Source organism: Paenibacillus sp. UMB4589-SE434 (genome assembly GCF_030226685.1).
Classification (GTDB): Bacteria; Bacillota; Bacilli; order Paenibacillales; family Paenibacillaceae; genus Paenibacillus_B.
The window spans coordinates 600,077-616,896 of the sequence record NZ_JASOYK010000001.1; the positions used below are offsets into that span (position 1 = coordinate 600,077).

General features: G+C 45.7%; 13 protein-coding genes. 8 read left to right on the forward strand and 5 right to left on the reverse strand.

The genetic code is table 11. The features are described from left to right. Window positions 1-86: 86 nt before the first annotated feature. From QP775_RS02825 to QP775_RS02835, 3 genes are read left to right on the forward strand one after another with little or no spacing between them, the layout of a single operon-like run. Window positions 87-1,391 carry a peptidase gene (locus tag QP775_RS02825; RefSeq protein WP_285103420.1) on the forward strand — a complete coding sequence of 435 codons (1,305 nt, stop codon included), beginning with the start codon at window positions 87-89 and terminating at the stop codon, window positions 1,389-1,391. After that, the gene (gene gabT / locus QP775_RS02830; RefSeq protein WP_285103422.1) at window positions 1,351-2,715 is read left to right on the forward strand and encodes a 4-aminobutyrate--2-oxoglutarate transaminase; all 1,365 of its coding nucleotides are present in this window, start codon (window positions 1,351-1,353) and stop codon (window positions 2,713-2,715) included. The genes QP775_RS02825 and gabT overlap by 41 nt, the downstream gene beginning before the upstream one ends. Before the next feature lie 20 nt (window positions 2,716-2,735). Then, the gene (locus QP775_RS02835) at window positions 2,736-4,157 is read left to right on the forward strand and encodes an aldehyde dehydrogenase family protein (RefSeq protein WP_285103424.1); all 1,422 of its coding nucleotides are present in this window, start codon (window positions 2,736-2,738) and stop codon (window positions 4,155-4,157) included. A gap of 287 nt (window positions 4,158-4,444) precedes the next feature. Here the strand turns inward: QP775_RS02835 and kamA are convergent, their stop codons facing one another. From kamA to QP775_RS02850, 3 genes are all read right to left on the reverse strand, one after another. Beyond that, window positions 4,445-5,953 carry a lysine 2,3-aminomutase gene (gene kamA, locus QP775_RS02840; protein WP_285103426.1) on the reverse strand — a complete coding sequence of 503 codons (1,509 nt, stop codon included), beginning with the start codon at window positions 5,951-5,953 and terminating at the stop codon, window positions 4,445-4,447. A gap of 130 nt (window positions 5,954-6,083) precedes the next feature. Next, window positions 6,084-7,529: a sigma-54 interaction domain-containing protein gene (locus QP775_RS02845; protein ID WP_239327602.1), complete on the reverse strand. Its 1,446-nt coding sequence runs from the start codon at window positions 7,527-7,529 to the stop codon at window positions 6,084-6,086. Window positions 7,530-7,661: 132 nt separating this feature from the next. Further along, complete coding sequence (locus QP775_RS02850) at window positions 7,662-8,765, reverse strand: helix-turn-helix transcriptional regulator (RefSeq protein WP_285103429.1); 1,104 nt, start codon at window positions 8,763-8,765, stop codon at window positions 7,662-7,664. A 170-nt stretch (window positions 8,766-8,935) separates the two neighbouring features. Between QP775_RS02850 and QP775_RS02855 the strand changes: the two genes are divergently transcribed. Together QP775_RS02855 and QP775_RS02860 are read left to right on the forward strand one after the other, a co-directional pair. Then, window positions 8,936-9,841 carry a Gfo/Idh/MocA family protein gene (locus QP775_RS02855; protein ID WP_285103431.1) on the forward strand — a complete coding sequence of 302 codons (906 nt, stop codon included), beginning with the start codon at window positions 8,936-8,938 and terminating at the stop codon, window positions 9,839-9,841. A 251-nt stretch (window positions 9,842-10,092) separates the two neighbouring features. After that, window positions 10,093-10,749, forward strand: coding sequence for a CatB-related O-acetyltransferase (locus QP775_RS02860; protein ID WP_285103433.1), 657 nt, complete (start codon window positions 10,093-10,095; stop codon window positions 10,747-10,749). Window positions 10,750-10,927: 178 nt separating this feature from the next. On the opposite strand, the gene QP775_RS02865 is transcribed toward QP775_RS02860, so the two are convergent. Continuing rightward, window positions 10,928-12,310 carry an MFS transporter gene (locus QP775_RS02865; protein WP_285103435.1) on the reverse strand — a complete coding sequence of 461 codons (1,383 nt, stop codon included), beginning with the start codon at window positions 12,308-12,310 and terminating at the stop codon, window positions 10,928-10,930. A 112-nt stretch (window positions 12,311-12,422) separates the two neighbouring features. Between QP775_RS02865 and QP775_RS02870 the strand changes: the two genes are divergently transcribed. Further along, complete coding sequence (locus tag QP775_RS02870) at window positions 12,423-13,310, forward strand: LysR family transcriptional regulator (RefSeq protein WP_285103437.1); 888 nt, start codon at window positions 12,423-12,425, stop codon at window positions 13,308-13,310. A 207-nt stretch (window positions 13,311-13,517) separates the two neighbouring features. Here the strand turns inward: QP775_RS02870 and QP775_RS02875 are convergent, their stop codons facing one another. Next, a complete protein-coding gene (locus tag QP775_RS02875; protein WP_285105670.1) occupies window positions 13,518-14,414 on the reverse strand; it encodes a LysR family transcriptional regulator in 897 nt (298 codons plus the stop codon). A gap of 122 nt (window positions 14,415-14,536) precedes the next feature. Here QP775_RS02875 and QP775_RS02880 point away from each other — a divergent pair, with 122 nt between their 5' ends. Together QP775_RS02880 and QP775_RS02885 are read left to right on the forward strand one after the other, a co-directional pair. Further along, window positions 14,537-15,526 carry a quinone oxidoreductase family protein gene (locus QP775_RS02880; protein WP_285103439.1) on the forward strand — a complete coding sequence of 330 codons (990 nt, stop codon included), beginning with the start codon at window positions 14,537-14,539 and terminating at the stop codon, window positions 15,524-15,526. A gap of 127 nt (window positions 15,527-15,653) precedes the next feature. Beyond that, complete coding sequence (locus tag QP775_RS02885; RefSeq protein WP_239327609.1) at window positions 15,654-16,775, forward strand: response regulator; 1,122 nt, start codon at window positions 15,654-15,656, stop codon at window positions 16,773-16,775. Window positions 16,776-16,820 lie beyond the last annotated feature (45 nt).

Genomic DNA, 16,820 nt, shown 5'->3' on the forward strand with positions numbered 1-16,820 from the left:
CTCCAATTCAACGAACGGGTTACTACATACCCATTCTGTATCGAATGGGCACGGGAGGGAGTGATGAACAAATGTCCATCTCATACATGAGACAACTTATTCACGATTGGTTGGTGGCCCATCGTGATGAAGGCATATTGCTACTGCAGCGGCTGGTTCGCTGTCCTAGCAAAGCCGGTGCAGAATCAGAGGCGCAGCAAATCATTGCAGACCATCTGCATAGCCTGCAACTGGAAGTCGACATGTGGGAACCCGATGGCTCTCAGTTGGCTGAACACGATTACTTTTATTCCCCACGAAAGGCGTTCAAAGGTAGCCCGAATATTGTCGCCAAAATAGTGGGAACCGGCAAAGGGCGTTCCATCCTGTTGAACGGCCATATCGACGTAGTGCCAGAAGGCAACCAAGGGGACTGGAGACACGATCCCTATGGCGGCATCATTGAAGAGGGTAAGCTGTATGGTCGCGGATCTTCAGATATGAAGGGGGGAACGGTTTCCTTACTGCTAGCCATACAGGCCATCAGGCAGCTTGGTATTCGGCTTATGGGAGACGTTATTTTTCAAAGTGTGATTGAGGAAGAGAGCGGAGGAGCGGGGACACTCGCAGCAATATTAAGAGGGTACAAGGCGGATGCTGCTTTAATACCGGAACCAACCAATTTACGTATTTTTACAAAGCAGCAGGGTTCGATGTGGTTCCGGATTACAGTGACGGGAAGAGCGGCACATGGTGGCACAAGATATGAAGGCGTTAGCGCGATTGAGAAAAGCATGTTCATTATTCAAGAGCTTCAAGCGCTGGAACGCCACAGAAATACCAGAATTACAGATCCGCTGTACGCGGGCAACCCGATTCCCGTTCCGATCAATGTTGGGATCATTCAGGGAGGGAATTGGCCTTCCTCTGTACCGGATACGGTTGTGCTGGAAGGGAGAATGGGGGTTGCACCGAATGAGACCTTGGATCACGCTAAACAAGAAATGGCCGAGTGGATTAGAAAATTGGCAAAGCAGGATGTATGGTTGCTAGAACACCCTCCTGAAGTGGAGTGGTTTGGTGCACGCTGGATACCAGGAGATGTCGCTCCAGATCACGAGCTTGCACTTGTTCTAAGGGATCAATTTTGTGCGACGGTTGGGCATGAGCCTGGGGTGGAAGCTTCTCCGTGGGGAACGGATGGTGGGCTGCTGACTAATCTGGCCGATACACCCTGTATTGTGTTTGGTCCCGGTGTTACCGAGGTAGCACATTATCCAAATGAATATATCGTGCTGGATGACGTATTTACGGCGGCTGAAGTGGTCGCTATGACGTTGATCGAATGGTGTGGAATGGAGGTAATTCAGGATGAAACCGACACGCACGACACATATCAGCCTCAAGACTGAAATCCCGGGACCAATTGCACAGGAGCTTATGCTCCGACGCAAGGAGCATGTTCCTCAAGGACCTTTTAACACGGTTCCAACCTTTGCTGCTTCTGGAAAAGGGGCACTGCTAACAGATGTCGATGGCAATACATTTATTGATCTGGCAGGTGCAATCGGAACGTTGAATGCAGGACATTGTCCGCCGCAAGTTGTTGCAGCGCTCAAGGATCAACTGGATAAATATATACATCCTTGTTTCCATGTCACGATGTATGAGCCTTATATTGCATTAGCGGAGGCCTTAAATCGAATCACACCAGGTGACCATCTTAAGAAAACTTTCTTTTTGACTAGTGGAGCTGAGGCTGTTGAGAACGCAGTCAAGATTGCACGCAGATATACGGGGCGCCGCGGAATTGTCTCTTTTGAAAGAGGATTTCATGGTAGAACCTATATGGCGATGTCTTTGACAAGCAAGGTAAAACCGTATAAAAACGGATTTGGCCCGTTTGTTCCTGATGTGTATAAGCTGCCTTATCCATATTATTACCGGGCACCCGAAGGCATGACAGCTGCTGAGTGGGATGATGCGCTGCTAGCAAAGTATGAAGAATTTTTTCTGGCTGAGGTACCAGGCGAAGATGTTGCCGCCATCATTATGGAACCTGTGCAGGGAGAGGGAGGATTTATAATTCCCTCAGTCCGGTTTGTGCAAGGGGTGAAGGCGATCTGTGAGCGCTATGGGATACTATTCATTGCCGATGAAGTTCAGACAGGGTTTGGTCGAACAGGCAAACGGTTTGGCATTGAGCATTACGGTGTTGTTCCAGATCTAATGACGATGTCCAAGTCGATTGCTGCTGGGCTCCCGCTTAGTGCTGTGACAGGAAAAGCAGAGATTATGGACGCACCCGGCATAGGGGAAATTGGAGGCACTTACGGGGGCAGTCCGCTGGGATGTGTGGCGGCGCTAAAAGTAATTGAATTGATGGAGACGGAGGATTGGTGTACACAGGCAGTCTGTATCGGCAACTTGTTTCAAGATCGTTTTAGCAAGCTGCAGCAGGAGCTGCCATCTATTGGCGACGTAAGGTCTCTCGGCGCTATGAGTGCGTTTGAGATCGTATCCAATCCCCATACAAAATTGCCTGATAAAGCCTTAACCCAGCGCATCATTCAGCTGGCGCATCAACGGGGTGTCTTGATTATGAGTGCCGGTCTATATGGGAACGTAATCCGATTACTAAGCCCACTTGTTATAACCCTTGAACAGATGGCAGAAGCGCTTGACGTTGTTGAATCGGCCGCCCGAACGTGCATCTTGACACATAATGGCGCATAATGGAGGAAGGAGGGATCGAGATGAGAAAGCATTTATATATAAAGGGAAGCTGGGTAGAGGCTGCGGAATATCGCCCCTTATATTCTCCTTACAATGGTATGAATATCGCTGAAGTTGCTTATGCGAACGAAGCAGAAGTGGAGCAAGCGATAGCTGCGGCAGAGCTTGCTTCACCATTAATGGCACGTATGCCTGCGCATGAACGCGCTTCTATATTAGGGAAGGTTGCCGTATTAATAAGCGAACGGGCAGACGAATGTGCCCATCTTATCGCGCTGGAAGCAGCTAAGCCGCTTAAGGCGGCACGTGCGGAAGTAGATCGCACGGCGATGACCTATCAATTAGCGGCGGAGGAAGCACGACGGATTCACGGGGAAACGATTCCTCTGGACGCTGCACCAGGAGGAGAGGGGCGCATCGCGTATACGATACGTCAGCCGCTAGGCATCGTTGCTGCTATCACGCCGTTTAACTTCCCGATGAATCTGGTTGCACACAAAGTAGGACCTGCGCTTGCCGCAGGTAATACGGTTGTATTGAAACCAGCTGGGCAGACACCACTGAGTTCTTTGCTGCTGGCCGAGCTGTTTGAGGAAGCTGGCCTGCCTGCCGGAGCGTTAAATGTGGTCACGGGAAGCGGAAGTATTATTGGCGATATACTTGTTCAGGATGCAAGAGTCAAAGCGGTGTCATTCACGGGCAGCCCTGAAGTTGGAATTGGAATTCGCCGTAAAGCAGGCTTAAAGAAAGTTACGCTTGAGCTCGGCTCTAATTCGGCCTTGATCGTGGATCAGGGGGTCCAGCTAGATAAAATGATCAGCAGGGCGGTGACTGGCGCATTCTCCAACTCGGGTCAAGTATGTATCTCTCTGCAGCGAATATATGTGCATGAGCTGTTGTTCAATGAGTTTGTGGAGAAGTTTGTAGCATGTACAGAGGCGCTGCATGTTGGTGATCCTCTGGACCCGTACACGGATGTATCAGCCTTAATTGCTCGAAAAGATGTTGAACGGTCACTTGAATGGATTGCGGAGGCGAAGCGGCTGGGTGCGGAAGTGGCAACGGGTGGCGTGAGTCAAGACAACGTGGTTCACCCAACCGTGTTGTTAAATGTAGACGCCAGTGCGCAGATTTCGTGCAGTGAAGCTTTTGCGCCTATTGTCCTCATTAATCGTGTATCTTCGATGGAAGCGGCGATACAGGCAGTAAATGATTCTCGTTACGGTTTACAGGCGGGCATTTATACCAATGACATCGGCACAGCTTTAGCCGCAGCCGAACGACTAGAGGTCGGAGGCGTAATGATTAACGATATTCCGACGTTCCGTGTGGATCATATGCCCTATGGCGGGGTGAAGGATAGTGGAATCGGACGCGAAGGCGTGAAGTATGCAACGGAAGAATTTACGGAATTAAAGCTCATCTGTTTTAAAAAGGAATAAGTGCGCACGTTTGTCCATGAGCAAAGAAGAGCACGCCAACGTCGGTCCAAGACCCGCGTTGGCGTGCTCTTTTTATTTAAGCAGGGGCGTCTTGTCTGGTGACCATTAAACTTAAACACAGCCTTGGTGCGGCAATAACCGCACCAAGGCTGCTGCTTACTGTTGGTCAGCTGTCTGTACAGGCACCAAGAATCTTAATGGATTAATGGCCCTCATCATTCTCTGTCAGTACTTCACTGGCTTCCTCACTACAGAAGCGAGACTTATTCATTACAGACGTGGCATTGTTAATCGTTAACCTTTGAGGACGTATCCTCAGTATTGCTACTCTCGGAAGCATTTACATTCTTCTCGTCTTCTTTCTTATCAGCCTCGGCAGAGCGATACTTTGCATCTTTGCTATCAATAAGTTTTTGCTTCATCTCGTCGCGCTTTTGACGTTTGTCTTTTAACGACATATGCTCTGGAGACTCCTGATAGGTCTGGCGTCGCCCGATGCGGCGCAAATTTTCTGGCACCAGATTAAATTTCTCATCTTTCATTAAAGCAATAATGCCCGTGCTTTCAGGGGCTTTACCAAGTTCGTATATTTCGTTAAAATACTCATCTGCTCGTCCTGGCACGTACGCTTTGGGCTCAGGATACCCCACGATAACGCCTTCATAATTTCGCAGAATGACTTTATCTTGGCTTTGCGACAGCAAATAATTTGGCTGCAGTGCAATCTTGCCGCCGCCCCCAGGAGCGTCCACGACAAAGGTAGGCACAGCATAGCCACTCGTGTGTCCGCGGAGTGCTTCAATAATTTCCAACCCTTTAGAGACAGGGGCACGAAAATGCCCAATGCCTTCCGACAAATCGCATTGATAAATATAATAGGGCCGAACACGTATCTTTACTAGATCGTGCATCAGCTTCTTCATAATTTGAGTGCTGTCGTTGATGCCTGCCAAAATAACAGCTTGGTTGCCAAGTGGAACACCGGCGTTGGCCAGCATCTCACAGGCAAGCTTCGCTTCAGCAGTAATCTCTAAGGGATGGTTAAAGTGGGTATTTAACCATACGGGATGATACTTCTTTAGAATGCTGCATAAATTTTCGGTAATTCGCTGCGGGAAAACTACGGGAGCCCTTGTTCCGATACGGATAATTTCAACGTGTGGGATCTCACGTAAATTTTTTAAAATATACTCTAAAATTTGATCATTTATAAGCAGTCCATCTCCACCGGAAAGCAGCACATCCCGTACTTCTGGAGTATTTCTAATGTACGCAATTGCGTCGTCCATTTGCTTCTTAGGAACGCCCATGCCCACTTGACCGGAGAAACGACGGCGCGTACAGTAACGGCAGTACATAGAGCATTGATTCGTAACGAGGAACAGCACGCGATCTGGGTAACGGTGAGTCAGACCTGGAGTAGGGGAGTCCTCGTCTTCGTACAGCGGGTCTTCCAAGTCATATCTTGTTTTCATGATTTCAGCCGAAATAGGTACCGATTGCAGCCGGATCGGGCAGCGCGGATCGTCTGGATGCATGAGCGCTGCGTAGTAAGGAGTAATATTTAACGGAATGGTGCGGGTAGAGATACGAACGCCTTCCTCTTCATCAGGTGTCAGATTGACAACCTGCTTTAGGTCTTCCAGTGTACGTATCGTATTGGTTAACTGCCATAACCAGTCATTCCATTTTTCATCGGGTACATCTTTCCATAACTCGATTTGTTTCCAGTGACGTTTGCTGCTGAGAGGAATTGCATGTGTTCCATCTGATGTGAGATCGTTCTGAAGTTCCATTAATCCGCACCTCCGATAATGATTGTTCTTGTCTATATTCCTGCTCTAAATAAGAAGCAAGAACGATGCCAAGTGGAGGGCAGACGTGTATTCTGTATAACATTTGTAATTAAAGGTTATTGCTCTTTGTCTACTCAGGCCTGCGGCTGATCCCATAACGAGTCAGCTTATATTGCAGTGCTTGACGCTTAATGCCTAAGGCTTGTGCGGCCTGTGTAATATTATACTGATGGCTGTCCATGGCCGCTTGAATAGCTTCGCGCTCATACTTTTCCAGCATTTCAGGCAAATTAGTGCTGCGTGCTGGCATTTCCATAGCCAGTGTCAAAAGTGGAGTGTGTTGTTCGCTATGCTCGGCAGCAGAATAATTCAGATACGGAGGCAGGTGGGACACCTCGATCCGCTCATCGTGCAGTTCCATCATATTGAAGGCGGATTCGATGACATGCTTCAGCTCGCGAATATTGCCAGGCCATGAATAAGTGATCAGTCGTTTCAGGGCGGTAGTACTAATGGCAGATACTTTTAATCCGAACAGGGGATTAAAAGCTTCGATATAATGCTGAACAAGTAGATGGATATCTTCCTGTCTCTGGCTTAATGAAGGGAGGTGGACATTGATGACGTGCAATCGATAAAATAAATCGGAGCGTAATATGCCCTTCTCCAGTGCTTCCTTTGGCTCCATATTCATAGCAGCGATAATACGAATATGGACTTGTTGTTCAGTCGTTCCCCCAATTCGTCGGACGATTCCATCTTGCAAGACGCGCAGCAGCTTTGCCTGCAGATACAGATCAAGACTATTCAGTTCATCCAAAAATAACGTGCCGCCATTTGCCTGTTCAAACAAACCTGGCCTGTCAACAGCACCTGTAAAGGCTCCTCGCGAGGTGCCGAACATCAATCCCTCCATAAGTTCCCCTGGGACCGCAGCGCAATTTTGTGCAATAAAAGGTTTCTCTCGGCGAATGCCTGCATTGTGGATGCTTTGAGCAATCAGCTCTTTGCCTGTTCCTGTTGCACCGCAAATAAAGACGGAAGAGTTAGTACGAGCTGCCTTTTTTGCAATAGAAAGCGCTTCTAAAAATAAGGGGCTCTGTCCGATAAGGTCACTAAAGTGATAACGAGCGGCCCCTGAGCGGCGATGATCGTGCTGCTGGGCTCTGTAGAGCTGGTGCCTCAGATCGAGAATCTGGTCATGAAGCTGAACAATGCTCGTAATATCTTTGGCAACTTCCAGCGCACCAACGATATGATTATTTTCCACCAACGGAAATGTACTGTTTACAGTTGTGATTCTTTTACCCGACATATTTACGTAAGTCTGAATATGCTCGGCAATCTCTTTACCGGTACGAAGCACCTTGATTAATGTACTTGTCTCATGCGTCAGGGAGGGATACAGGTCGAACACACTTTTTCCAATGACTTGAGCACGGTGTAGACCATCGATCTCAGCCATCTTGGCGTTATAAAGGATGGTGATTCCATCTTGATCCAGAAGATGAACTCCAACGTCAATCCGATTAATGATCCATTCCAAATGTGTAGATCCCATGCTGCGTTCCAACATCTATTCACCTGCCTGTACAAAATAGCGATCATTCTATGAATATGCTGAAGCAGCAGGATTTACCCCTACCATTTGGCAGTAGAAAAAGAGTGACATCTCGATTACTCGAATGTATGTCACCCTGATTGTTTATTATTTTAAATGTGTTGTGTCCGGCGTATCGTACACGTGGAATCGGGAGAACAAGCGCCATAACAATTCTCTGCGGCTGGTTACGCCTGTTTTGATAAAAATGGACTTGAGGTGATCCTGCACCGTATAAGCTGAAATATGGAGGGACAAAGCCAGCTCTTTAGTAGAGAGTCCCTTTACAACACGATCGAGAATCTGCTTTTCACGCTCAGATAAGCCGTACGCTTCTGACAAGTAGGGCAGCATGTCGTTGGGCGAGGCGGCACCTATCCATACTGCGAGCTGGATTGTCCCTGCCGGACCGTTAAGGCGGCTGGCTTGAATCGTCACATAATGCCCATTAGGAACACGCAAGCATACTTTTGCCAAAGAGGAAGATCCGGCACTTCCAGCTGAATCAGCTAAGGCACGCGTACACACGGCTTGAATCGGTCTCGGAATAACATGATTTGTAATGTGTTCCCATTGTCTTAGCAAATGCAACCAATACGCTGAAGCATCGTTGAACGAGATAATATCTAATTGATCGGACAGCACCATAATACCCGGTCCTTCCTCTATCCAGACGGTGTCCTCAGCCGGCAGCGAAAGATGAATAGCCCGTAACTGATAGGCAATAGCAGGGACAAGCTCAGCGACGAAATCCCGTTCACTTTCTGTGAACAAGGGAGATCCTTGCTTACGAAATAAGGTCAAGTAACCCCAGCAGGACTGATCATTAACTAAAGCAGCCCGCAGCTCGTCTTTAAATCCAGCTGGCTGCAGGACGTGACGATAGCGTGCGCTGCGTTCCATTTGTCCATTCGTTGCCCCGCTTAAAGTAGCAACGGGTATATCCGACTCTACTAATTGAGTATAGGTGTTAAAATCTGCTTGCACATATTCGTACTCAAACAGGCGGTGATGAATGGCTTCTACACCTTCTTCGGTCACTGCACCCGTAGATAGTAAGGTTTGTGGATCTACCGCGGTAAAACAGGCGGCATCAAAAGGGATGATCTCACGGAGTCGACTGATTAAGGCTGTTCTGAATTCATACGATGTTGCACCGTGACCTGCCAGTTTGTTTATGAGTTGTTTGAACGATTCTATCTTTGCATTCATGGTTGATTGCTCCTAACTTATCACTAACTTTAGTGTAATGGACTGAATTAGGAAAGTCATCTCATTCCTTGATCGTATATGGGATGCGAGTGAAACAGGTTAAATCTGCTATACTGATATAAGCACTTGAAGTTGTAGACATCGCTATAAATATGAGAGGGTGGTGCACGATGAAAATTGGGATGATCGGGATTGGAGACATCGCATCCAAAGCCTATTTGCCTATATTGGCCACTAGACAGGACATTGAGCTATCGATTGCAAGCCGCAACCAGGAAGTTGTTCATCAAGCAGCGCAGCAGTACCGCATTAAACAAGCCTACACTTCCGTCAGCGATCTGATTGCTTCTGGTATTGATGCGGCATTTGTACATACTGCAACGTTGTCTCATCCAGAAATAGTGAAGCAGCTTATCAGTGCAGGAGTTCATGTATTTGTAGACAAACCTATTGCTTACACGTTAAGTGAAGCAGAGCAAGTTGTGTCTTATGCGAAGCAGCACGATGTACAGCTCATGGTCGGTTTTAACCGCAGGTTTGCTCCTATGTATAGGGATGTGAAGCAGCATATTCAAGCACCGGAGACCATTTTTTTGCAAAAAAACCGGACGGGCCCTTTATCTGACTTGAGAACAACCCTGTTTGACGATTTTATACATGTTGTAGATACACTGCTTTATTTTACGGGTGAACCAACAGCGCTGTCGGTGAATGCCAAGATAGAGCAGCAAAAGGCTCATTATGTAGTGCTGAATTTACATAAAGACAACACGACGGCTATCGGTATGATGAACCGCAATACAGGTGTAACAGATGAGCGATTGGAAATGACGGGTAATCAACGAAAGTTGGTTGTACACAATATGGTGAATGTCATTTCTTTTGAGCATAATCAGGAGCAGCATCGTACATTTGAAGATTGGACAACGACACTGTATCGCCGCGGCTTTGTTGATATGATAGATCATTTTATTGAACATATTAAGCAGGGGACAACGTGTGAATCAAGTGGAGAAGCTGCATTAATGGCACATGAAATATGTGAGCGAATGATACACGAGCTAGTCACCCGCTAAAAAGATGGCAGGAGTTAACGTCATTTTAAGATCTTAAATTGGTTAATTGTAGTCACGTAAATAGAGGATGGTTAGTGTTAACAGTATGGGGTAATTTGACGAACAAATGATTCGTTTGCTACAATGACCCCATCAAATAGGAATAGGATGAGGACGATGGTTCGTCGTTTGAAACGGTTAAAGAACGTTGCTACTGCATTAAGCTTCTAAGTAAACAATTGAGTTATATTACTTAGAAGCGAGGAGAAAGCATGAAACCATATAGGTATAACCACTGGTCTGAAATTAAGTATCTGAAGGATATTGTCACCAACCCAATGATTGAAGTAGGAGAGTACTCCTATTATTCTGGGTATTACGATAGTCATGATTTTGAAGACGGATGTGTCAGATACCTTTGGGGAGATGAAACTTCAAGAAAGTTATTTAACCCTATCGAAGATTATGGTTGGTATTTAGATAAATTGATTATAGGAAATTACGTATGCATTGCAAGTGGTGTCATAATTTTAATGGGTGGTAATCACAATCATCATCCTGATTGGATTACTGTGTATCCGTTTGTAGAGCAGATTGCAACCTCTTACGAAGCAAAAGGGGATACAATCATCGAAAGTGATGCCTGGATTGGCATGAATGCAATGATTATGCCTGGTGTGAAGATAGGTGAAGGTGCCATTGTTGCAGCAGGATCAGTTGTTGTAAAAGATGTTCCACCCTATACGATAGTAGGCGGCAACCCTGCTAAAGAGCTAAAGAAACGCTTTACAGACAAAGAAATCGCAAAGTTAATGGAAATGCGTTGGTTCGATTGGGAACGTGAGAAGATTGAGCGAGCCAGTCATATCTTATCAAGTAGTTCTGTTCATCAATTATATGACTTTTATCAAAGTGAAATAAGTCCATAAGGTAATCTCATTTAATAAAGATGAGAATGCACAGAAAGTGAACTATGGATTAGTCTAATCATAGATTCAACTAACTGGTGCAATAGTGCTATACAATTGATTAAGGCCTCCCATTTGATGAGAACCTAGAGTCAATAGGTTTAATGGGAGGTTTTATTATATTAGGTGAACCCTGAACCTACGATTCCTGCAATTGCTCTGACTCCCGGCGGCGACTTATGTGTACCAAAGACAAGGCAATTACCGTAAGGATAATCCCAAGCGCTTGAAAGCCCTCGATGTTGAACTTTCCTCCCATGACGATACTTATTAACAATGAAGAAAGAATGGTTCCCAGGTATCTTGATGTATTAAATAATCCGGATGCTACACCGATTATTTCTTTTGGACAACTTTGGAACAAGGCTGCTTGCATGCCTACATTGTTCAACCCGTTGCTGATGCCGAATGCAGCCAAAGCCAAGCATACACTGATAACTGGTGAAGTTTGATTCAATGTCACGAGCCACATTGATCCCAATGTCATCAGCATTGCAGACACCAGCAATGCTGGTCGAGGTCCTGATTTATCGATCCATCGTCCTGCTATTGGAGAAGTAACTAGCGAGCACAAGCCTAAGCTTAGCATGAGAATTCCTGTTTGGAACTCGCTAACATGACGTACCATTTGCAAGTAGGATGGAACTCCGAAAAAGAGGGAGTAATAAAGTACGTTCACGAGCATGAATTCCACATTAACCCAAGTCATTGCAGGATATTTGGCGAATGTGCGTAAAGGAATAAAGGGTGACGTCACTTTTAACTCATGTCGTATGAATACTCCAAGTAGAGCGAGGCCTATCAGCCCCACAGTGACATTTCCTAATGAGATGTGCCCTGATGATTTGACTGAGAGTAATCCAACAAGTAAGGCAACCAGCCCCACTGTGAAGAGCAGGATTCCAAGCGCATCAATTAAATCAACCCACTTTCGAAAGGACATGCTGCGTGCAGCGGAAGTTGACGGCTCGTCCTTAGGAATTGTCTTCCAAGCGAATAGCAAGCTAGCGAATATAAACGGAATATTGATCAAAAAGATTGCAGGCCAACTCCACCAATGAATCAAGAGCCCGCCAATAAAAGGCCCAATTGCTGCCGCTCCCGATAAGAAAATGGATAAAACAGACAGCGCCGTCGCTTGTTTCTCCGTAATATGGATTCGAACAATGGCCATTCCAATCCCAACCATCATGCTTGTTCCGATAGATTGCACAATGCGGAACACGATGAGCCAGCCGAAGCTTGGTGATAATGGAGCTAATAAGGATGCAAAGAAAGATACAACAAGCCCGGCAATAAATATCTTCCTCCGCCCGAATAAATCGCTGGCCTTTCCCATGACGGGTTGCGTGATAGCACTTGCAATGTAGAAAGAAAAAATAATCCAAGAAACACTTGTAAAATCAAGCTGGAACACATTTTGCAGACTTGGAATAGCAACGGCAACCATCGATGAATTTAATGGATTTAATAGTATTCCTAGACCAACTGAAATCATTAACCACCTGCTGCGAACACTCATTTTTGGTCCCTCCAAAGCGTAATAATCTCATCCTACTTGATATCTTTTATTCATTCCAACGCATTTGATGTTATAATTTCATTGACTAGAGGGAATGAATTGGAGGTGTGAAATGGAGCTTCTTCAACTGCAATATTTTCTGGCAGTAGCTCGTTTGGAACATGTGACTGAAGCTGCACGAAATCTGCATGTAACTCAATCGTCACTAAGTAAAACGATTCAACGCCTGGAGGAGGATTTAGGCGTCCCTTTATTTGATCGAAGCGGGAGAAAGCTACGCTTGAATGAATTCGGAAGCAGCTTCCTTCGGCGTGCAGAAAGGGCTTTGTTTGAATTGGAACAGGGGAAACAGGAGCTTCATGATTTATCCAAGCGGGAACATAGTACACTTGAGCTAGCGGTGACGACCGCAAGCACCTTACCCGGCATTCTTCGTGAGTTTCGGAACAAGCGTCCCGATATTCAATTTCATGTGCAAATGCTGACCACGCAGGAAATGGTTACGCTCCTTCAAAGAGGAGAGGTTGATTATTGCTTGTCCTCACCATCTATTGAAGGGGATGAGATCGAATGTCAAATCGTATTTATCGACCCTATCCTTGTAGCCGTGCCAAAAGGGCATTGGCTGTCAGATCGAAGCAGCGTAACCTTGACAGAATTAAGGGATGAATGGTTTGTTGGTGTAAAGAGAGGCTACGGTACTCGCGATTTAATAGACTCTGTATGCAAATCAGTTGGATTTGTACCTAAATATGTTTATGAGGGGGATGAACCTGCAAGGCTTAGCAGTCTTGTGGAAGCCGGAGTTGGCATAGCTTTCATACCCAGCACGGCAAGAAATGCTCGTGAACAGATCAAATATCTTCAAGTAGAAAATCACGAATTGGTACGGGAGATAGCTTTGTTGTGGCACAGGGATTGTTACATTTCGCGGGCTGCTCTGGAATTCCGCGAGGTCGTTGTAGAATATTTTGAAGTAATATCTAAACAGACAATGTAATCTGTACAACTAGTACTGCTACTATTGACGGACCCAAACAGGCGTAACCAGTACTTAGATCGGTATAAGAACAAATCCTTCAGCAATACTGAAGGATTTTTCGGCGTTTTGTAAGTAAAGAGTATACCTAACACAATTAATAAATAATATTAATTGTGCCATCAGTTCAAAATTTGATTAATGAAGAAATCGATAAGGCGTAGTCGCTTATACCGTTTTATCTTCTACTTGCGAGGGTTGATAAATATCCTCTGCAATAGCTAGAAATGCCCGCACAGCTGGAGACGCGCTCTGCAGAGAGGGACACGCCAATTCGATGCTGCGCCATTTTAATTGAGTCAGATGACGCGTTGTAATGCCGGATTGGCTTGTCAGAAACAGCTCAGGCCCGATCGTAATACCGAGTCCTTCTTGCACCATATTGGCTATTGTATTACAGTCCATTACCTCAAAACGAATACAAGGCTTATAACCAGCCTCTAGAAATATCTCATTAACATGTGTACGGTAGACACCCTTTGGCATAATCATCGGTTCACTTTCCAACTGTTGAACATCAACCACGGATTCCTGATGGAATCTATGATCAGCCCCGAAAGCAACAACCATTCGATCTCTTACTAAAGGAATTGTATGGAATTTTGTATTTTCATTTGGTTGGAGGACAAAGCCTATATCCACAACTCCCGTATCCAGCCATTCCTCGATCTCTTCATACGTTCCTTCATAAAATACAAATTCAATATTGGGATATTTACGATGGAAAGCAGAAATGAGCCTTGGCAGCAAAGATGAGGAAGCACTAGTAAAGCTGCCGACTCGAATTGAGCCTGCTTCAAGATTAGAGACGAGTGCAAGTTCCTGCTTCATCTTATAGACACTGTTAACGATATCCTGCATATGGATAAGTGTCTTCTGTCCAACCTCCGTAAGCAGCAATCCTCGCTTGCGATCACGAAGCAGCAAAGTTACACCCCATTCTGTTTCCAATCCAGCTACCGCATGGCTAACTGCGGATTGTGTCAGGTTTAACGTTTCTGCTGCCTTGGTAAAGCTACCTAGCTCCACTACTTTAGTAAATACTTCAAATCTGGCAAGTGTCATGAGCGATACCTCATCATTATTATGAAATACATTAATTTGATTCATGCTAACACGCGGCATATACTTATGCAAGTCAGTAAGTAAGTTGCTTGTAAGGAACATGAGGCGCAGGAGGAGATCAAATGAAAGCAATCGTTCATTTTGGCAGCACGGAACTGGGGGGACTTAGCTACAATGATATAGATATGGTACAACCTGGATCTGGGGACGTGTTAGTAAAGTTGAAGGCAGCAGGATTAAATCATCGGGATTTATTCCTGATGAAAGCACGGACGGAGCAGGACGCGCCACTTATTCTTGGGTCGGACGGGGCAGGTACAATCGTCGAAGTAGGAGAAGGGGGAGATAAAGACAGCATTGGCAAAGACGTGGTTCTAAATCCAACACTGAACTGGCCTATTACAGATGAAGTTCCAGAACTTCCTGTCATATTGGGAAGCCCTTCGGAAGGAACTTTTGCCGAGTATGTGGTTGTTGCCGCACAACAAGCAGTGGAAAAGCCTGCTTATCTTACTTGGGAAGAAGCGGGTGTGCTTCCATTAGCGGCCTTGACAGCGTATCGGGCTTTATTTACACGCGGTGAGCTCAAGGCAGGGCAGCATGTACTTATTCCAGGCATCGGCAGTGGCGTTGCTACATATGCTCTGTTGATGGCTAAAGCAGCAGGCGCACATGTAACGGTAACGTCACGCAGTGAATATAAGCGTGAGATGGCGCTAAAACATGGAGCTGATCTGGCATTGGATAGTCAAGAGGATTGGAGTAAAGCACTCCACGGGGAAAAAGTAGACTTGGTCATTGATAGTATAGGTCCAGCTACATTTTCGAAATACTTTGACGTTGTGAAGTCGAATGGGCGCATTGTAACGTTCGGGGCAAGCTCAGGGGATGTTATCCAATTCCCGATACGCGCGCTGTTTTTTCCACAAATAAGTATAATCGGAACATCTATGGGAAGTAGTGAGGAATTTGCAGCTATGCTCCGTTATATGAACGAGCATGCGATTAGACCTGTGATTGATCGGATGTATCCATTAGAAGAGACGGTTCTAGCGTTTCAGCGAATGAAAAACGGAGAACAGTTTGGTAACATTGGCTTAATAATGGGTTAGAACTAGTGGATAACAGGATACGGATGTTGGTTGGGTTTCAAAAAAATAATGCTCTTGTTCGTTCATTCTCCTATAATGTTGGTTATACACATCTGCGATAATCGATGAAGGGAGCGCCAACACTATAATGAAGATCATGATCGTAGACGATGAGAAGTTAGCTTTGCGAAGCATGAGTCACCATTTAAAGGAATTCACCGATGTTGAAATTGTTGGCATGTTCAACGACCCAAGGGAAGCACTTAAGCTGGCGGGCAACGAGCATATAGATTTGGTATTTCTAGATATTGAAATGCCTGAAATAAATGGGATGGTACTTGCAGAAAGGCTAATGGAACAGCAGTCGCACATCCGTATCGTATTTGTAACCGCTTATAGCGAATATGCCATTCAGGCATTTGAGCTAAACGCGATGGACTATTTGCTGAAACCCGTGCAGCGCAGCCGAATAGCGGTAACGCTGCAGCGGTCCAACGACCAGCTGGCGAAGGCTGCTGCTAACAAGCCTGGCTCTAATTTTCAGCTTTGCTGCATGCACAGCCTTTATTTACGTGATGATGAAGGGCAGAGCCATTCTTTTCAGTGGCGGACACTAAAGGCACAAGAGTTGTTTGCCTATTTGCTTCATAATCGCGGCCAGACGGTTCGAAAAGAGTCGATACTGGAATGGATGTGGTCGGATTGTGAACCTGATAAAGCATCCAACTTGTTACATACGACGATCTACCAGATTCGTAGAGTGTTAAAGCTCAAAGGGGTGGACGTGCATATCAAATATGCAGACAGCGGATATCGATTAGAGACAAATGCAGTCTTGTTTGATGTAGAGACGTGGGAGCAGGAGCTGAACGCGACATTGCCCGTCTCACCTCATAACTTGGATCATCAGCATCAACTTTTAGCCCAGTATCGCGGCGATTATTTGGGTGAGTACGATTATATATGGGCGGAAAGTGAACGTGAACGGCTGAGGACGTTATGGCTTATCCGCGCGCAACAGGTTGCTTTATGTCACAGAGAGCAACTACAGCATGTCGAGGCTTTGCAAGTGTATCTGCTGATGTTGGAGAAATATCCGTACAATGAAGAAATTTGGTTTGAAGCGATGAAGCTGCAAGCTGAACTAGGGAATACGTATGAAGTTAAAAAAATATTTGATAAACTGACTTCCAATTTGATGCATGAACTAGGCTTGAAACCAAGCCCGAATATTCAGGACTGGTATGGATCGTTTGTAACTAGGATGTAATATGGAGTCGACAAGCTGGCTGCTCTAGTATAGAGCAGTCTTTTT

Coding starts and splice junctions, on each gene's coding strand:
- QP775_RS02825 (WP_285103420.1), top strand. CDS start 87: ATGAGACAACTTATTCACGATTGGTTGGTGGCCCATCGTGATGAAGGC.
- gabT (WP_285103422.1), top strand. CDS start 1,351: ATGAAACCGACACGCACGACACATATCAGCCTCAAGACTGAAATCCCG.
- QP775_RS02835 (WP_285103424.1), top strand. CDS start 2,736: ATGAGAAAGCATTTATATATAAAGGGAAGCTGGGTAGAGGCTGCGGAA.
- kamA (WP_285103426.1), bottom strand. CDS start 5,953: ATGGAACTTCAGAACGATCTCACATCAGATGGAACACATGCAATTCCT.
- QP775_RS02845 (WP_239327602.1), bottom strand. CDS start 7,529: ATGTTGGAACGCAGCATGGGATCTACACATTTGGAATGGATCATTAAT.
- QP775_RS02850 (WP_285103429.1), bottom strand. CDS start 8,765: ATGAATGCAAAGATAGAATCGTTCAAACAACTCATAAACAAACTGGCA.
- QP775_RS02855 (WP_285103431.1), top strand. CDS start 8,936: ATGAAAATTGGGATGATCGGGATTGGAGACATCGCATCCAAAGCCTAT.
- QP775_RS02860 (WP_285103433.1), top strand. CDS start 10,093: ATGAAACCATATAGGTATAACCACTGGTCTGAAATTAAGTATCTGAAG.
- QP775_RS02865 (WP_285103435.1), bottom strand. CDS start 12,310: ATGAGTGTTCGCAGCAGGTGGTTAATGATTTCAGTTGGTCTAGGAATA.
- QP775_RS02870 (WP_285103437.1), top strand. CDS start 12,423: ATGGAGCTTCTTCAACTGCAATATTTTCTGGCAGTAGCTCGTTTGGAA.
- QP775_RS02875 (WP_285105670.1), bottom strand. CDS start 14,414: ATGACACTTGCCAGATTTGAAGTATTTACTAAAGTAGTGGAGCTAGGT.
- QP775_RS02880 (WP_285103439.1), top strand. CDS start 14,537: ATGAAAGCAATCGTTCATTTTGGCAGCACGGAACTGGGGGGACTTAGC.
- QP775_RS02885 (WP_239327609.1), top strand. CDS start 15,654: ATGAAGATCATGATCGTAGACGATGAGAAGTTAGCTTTGCGAAGCATG.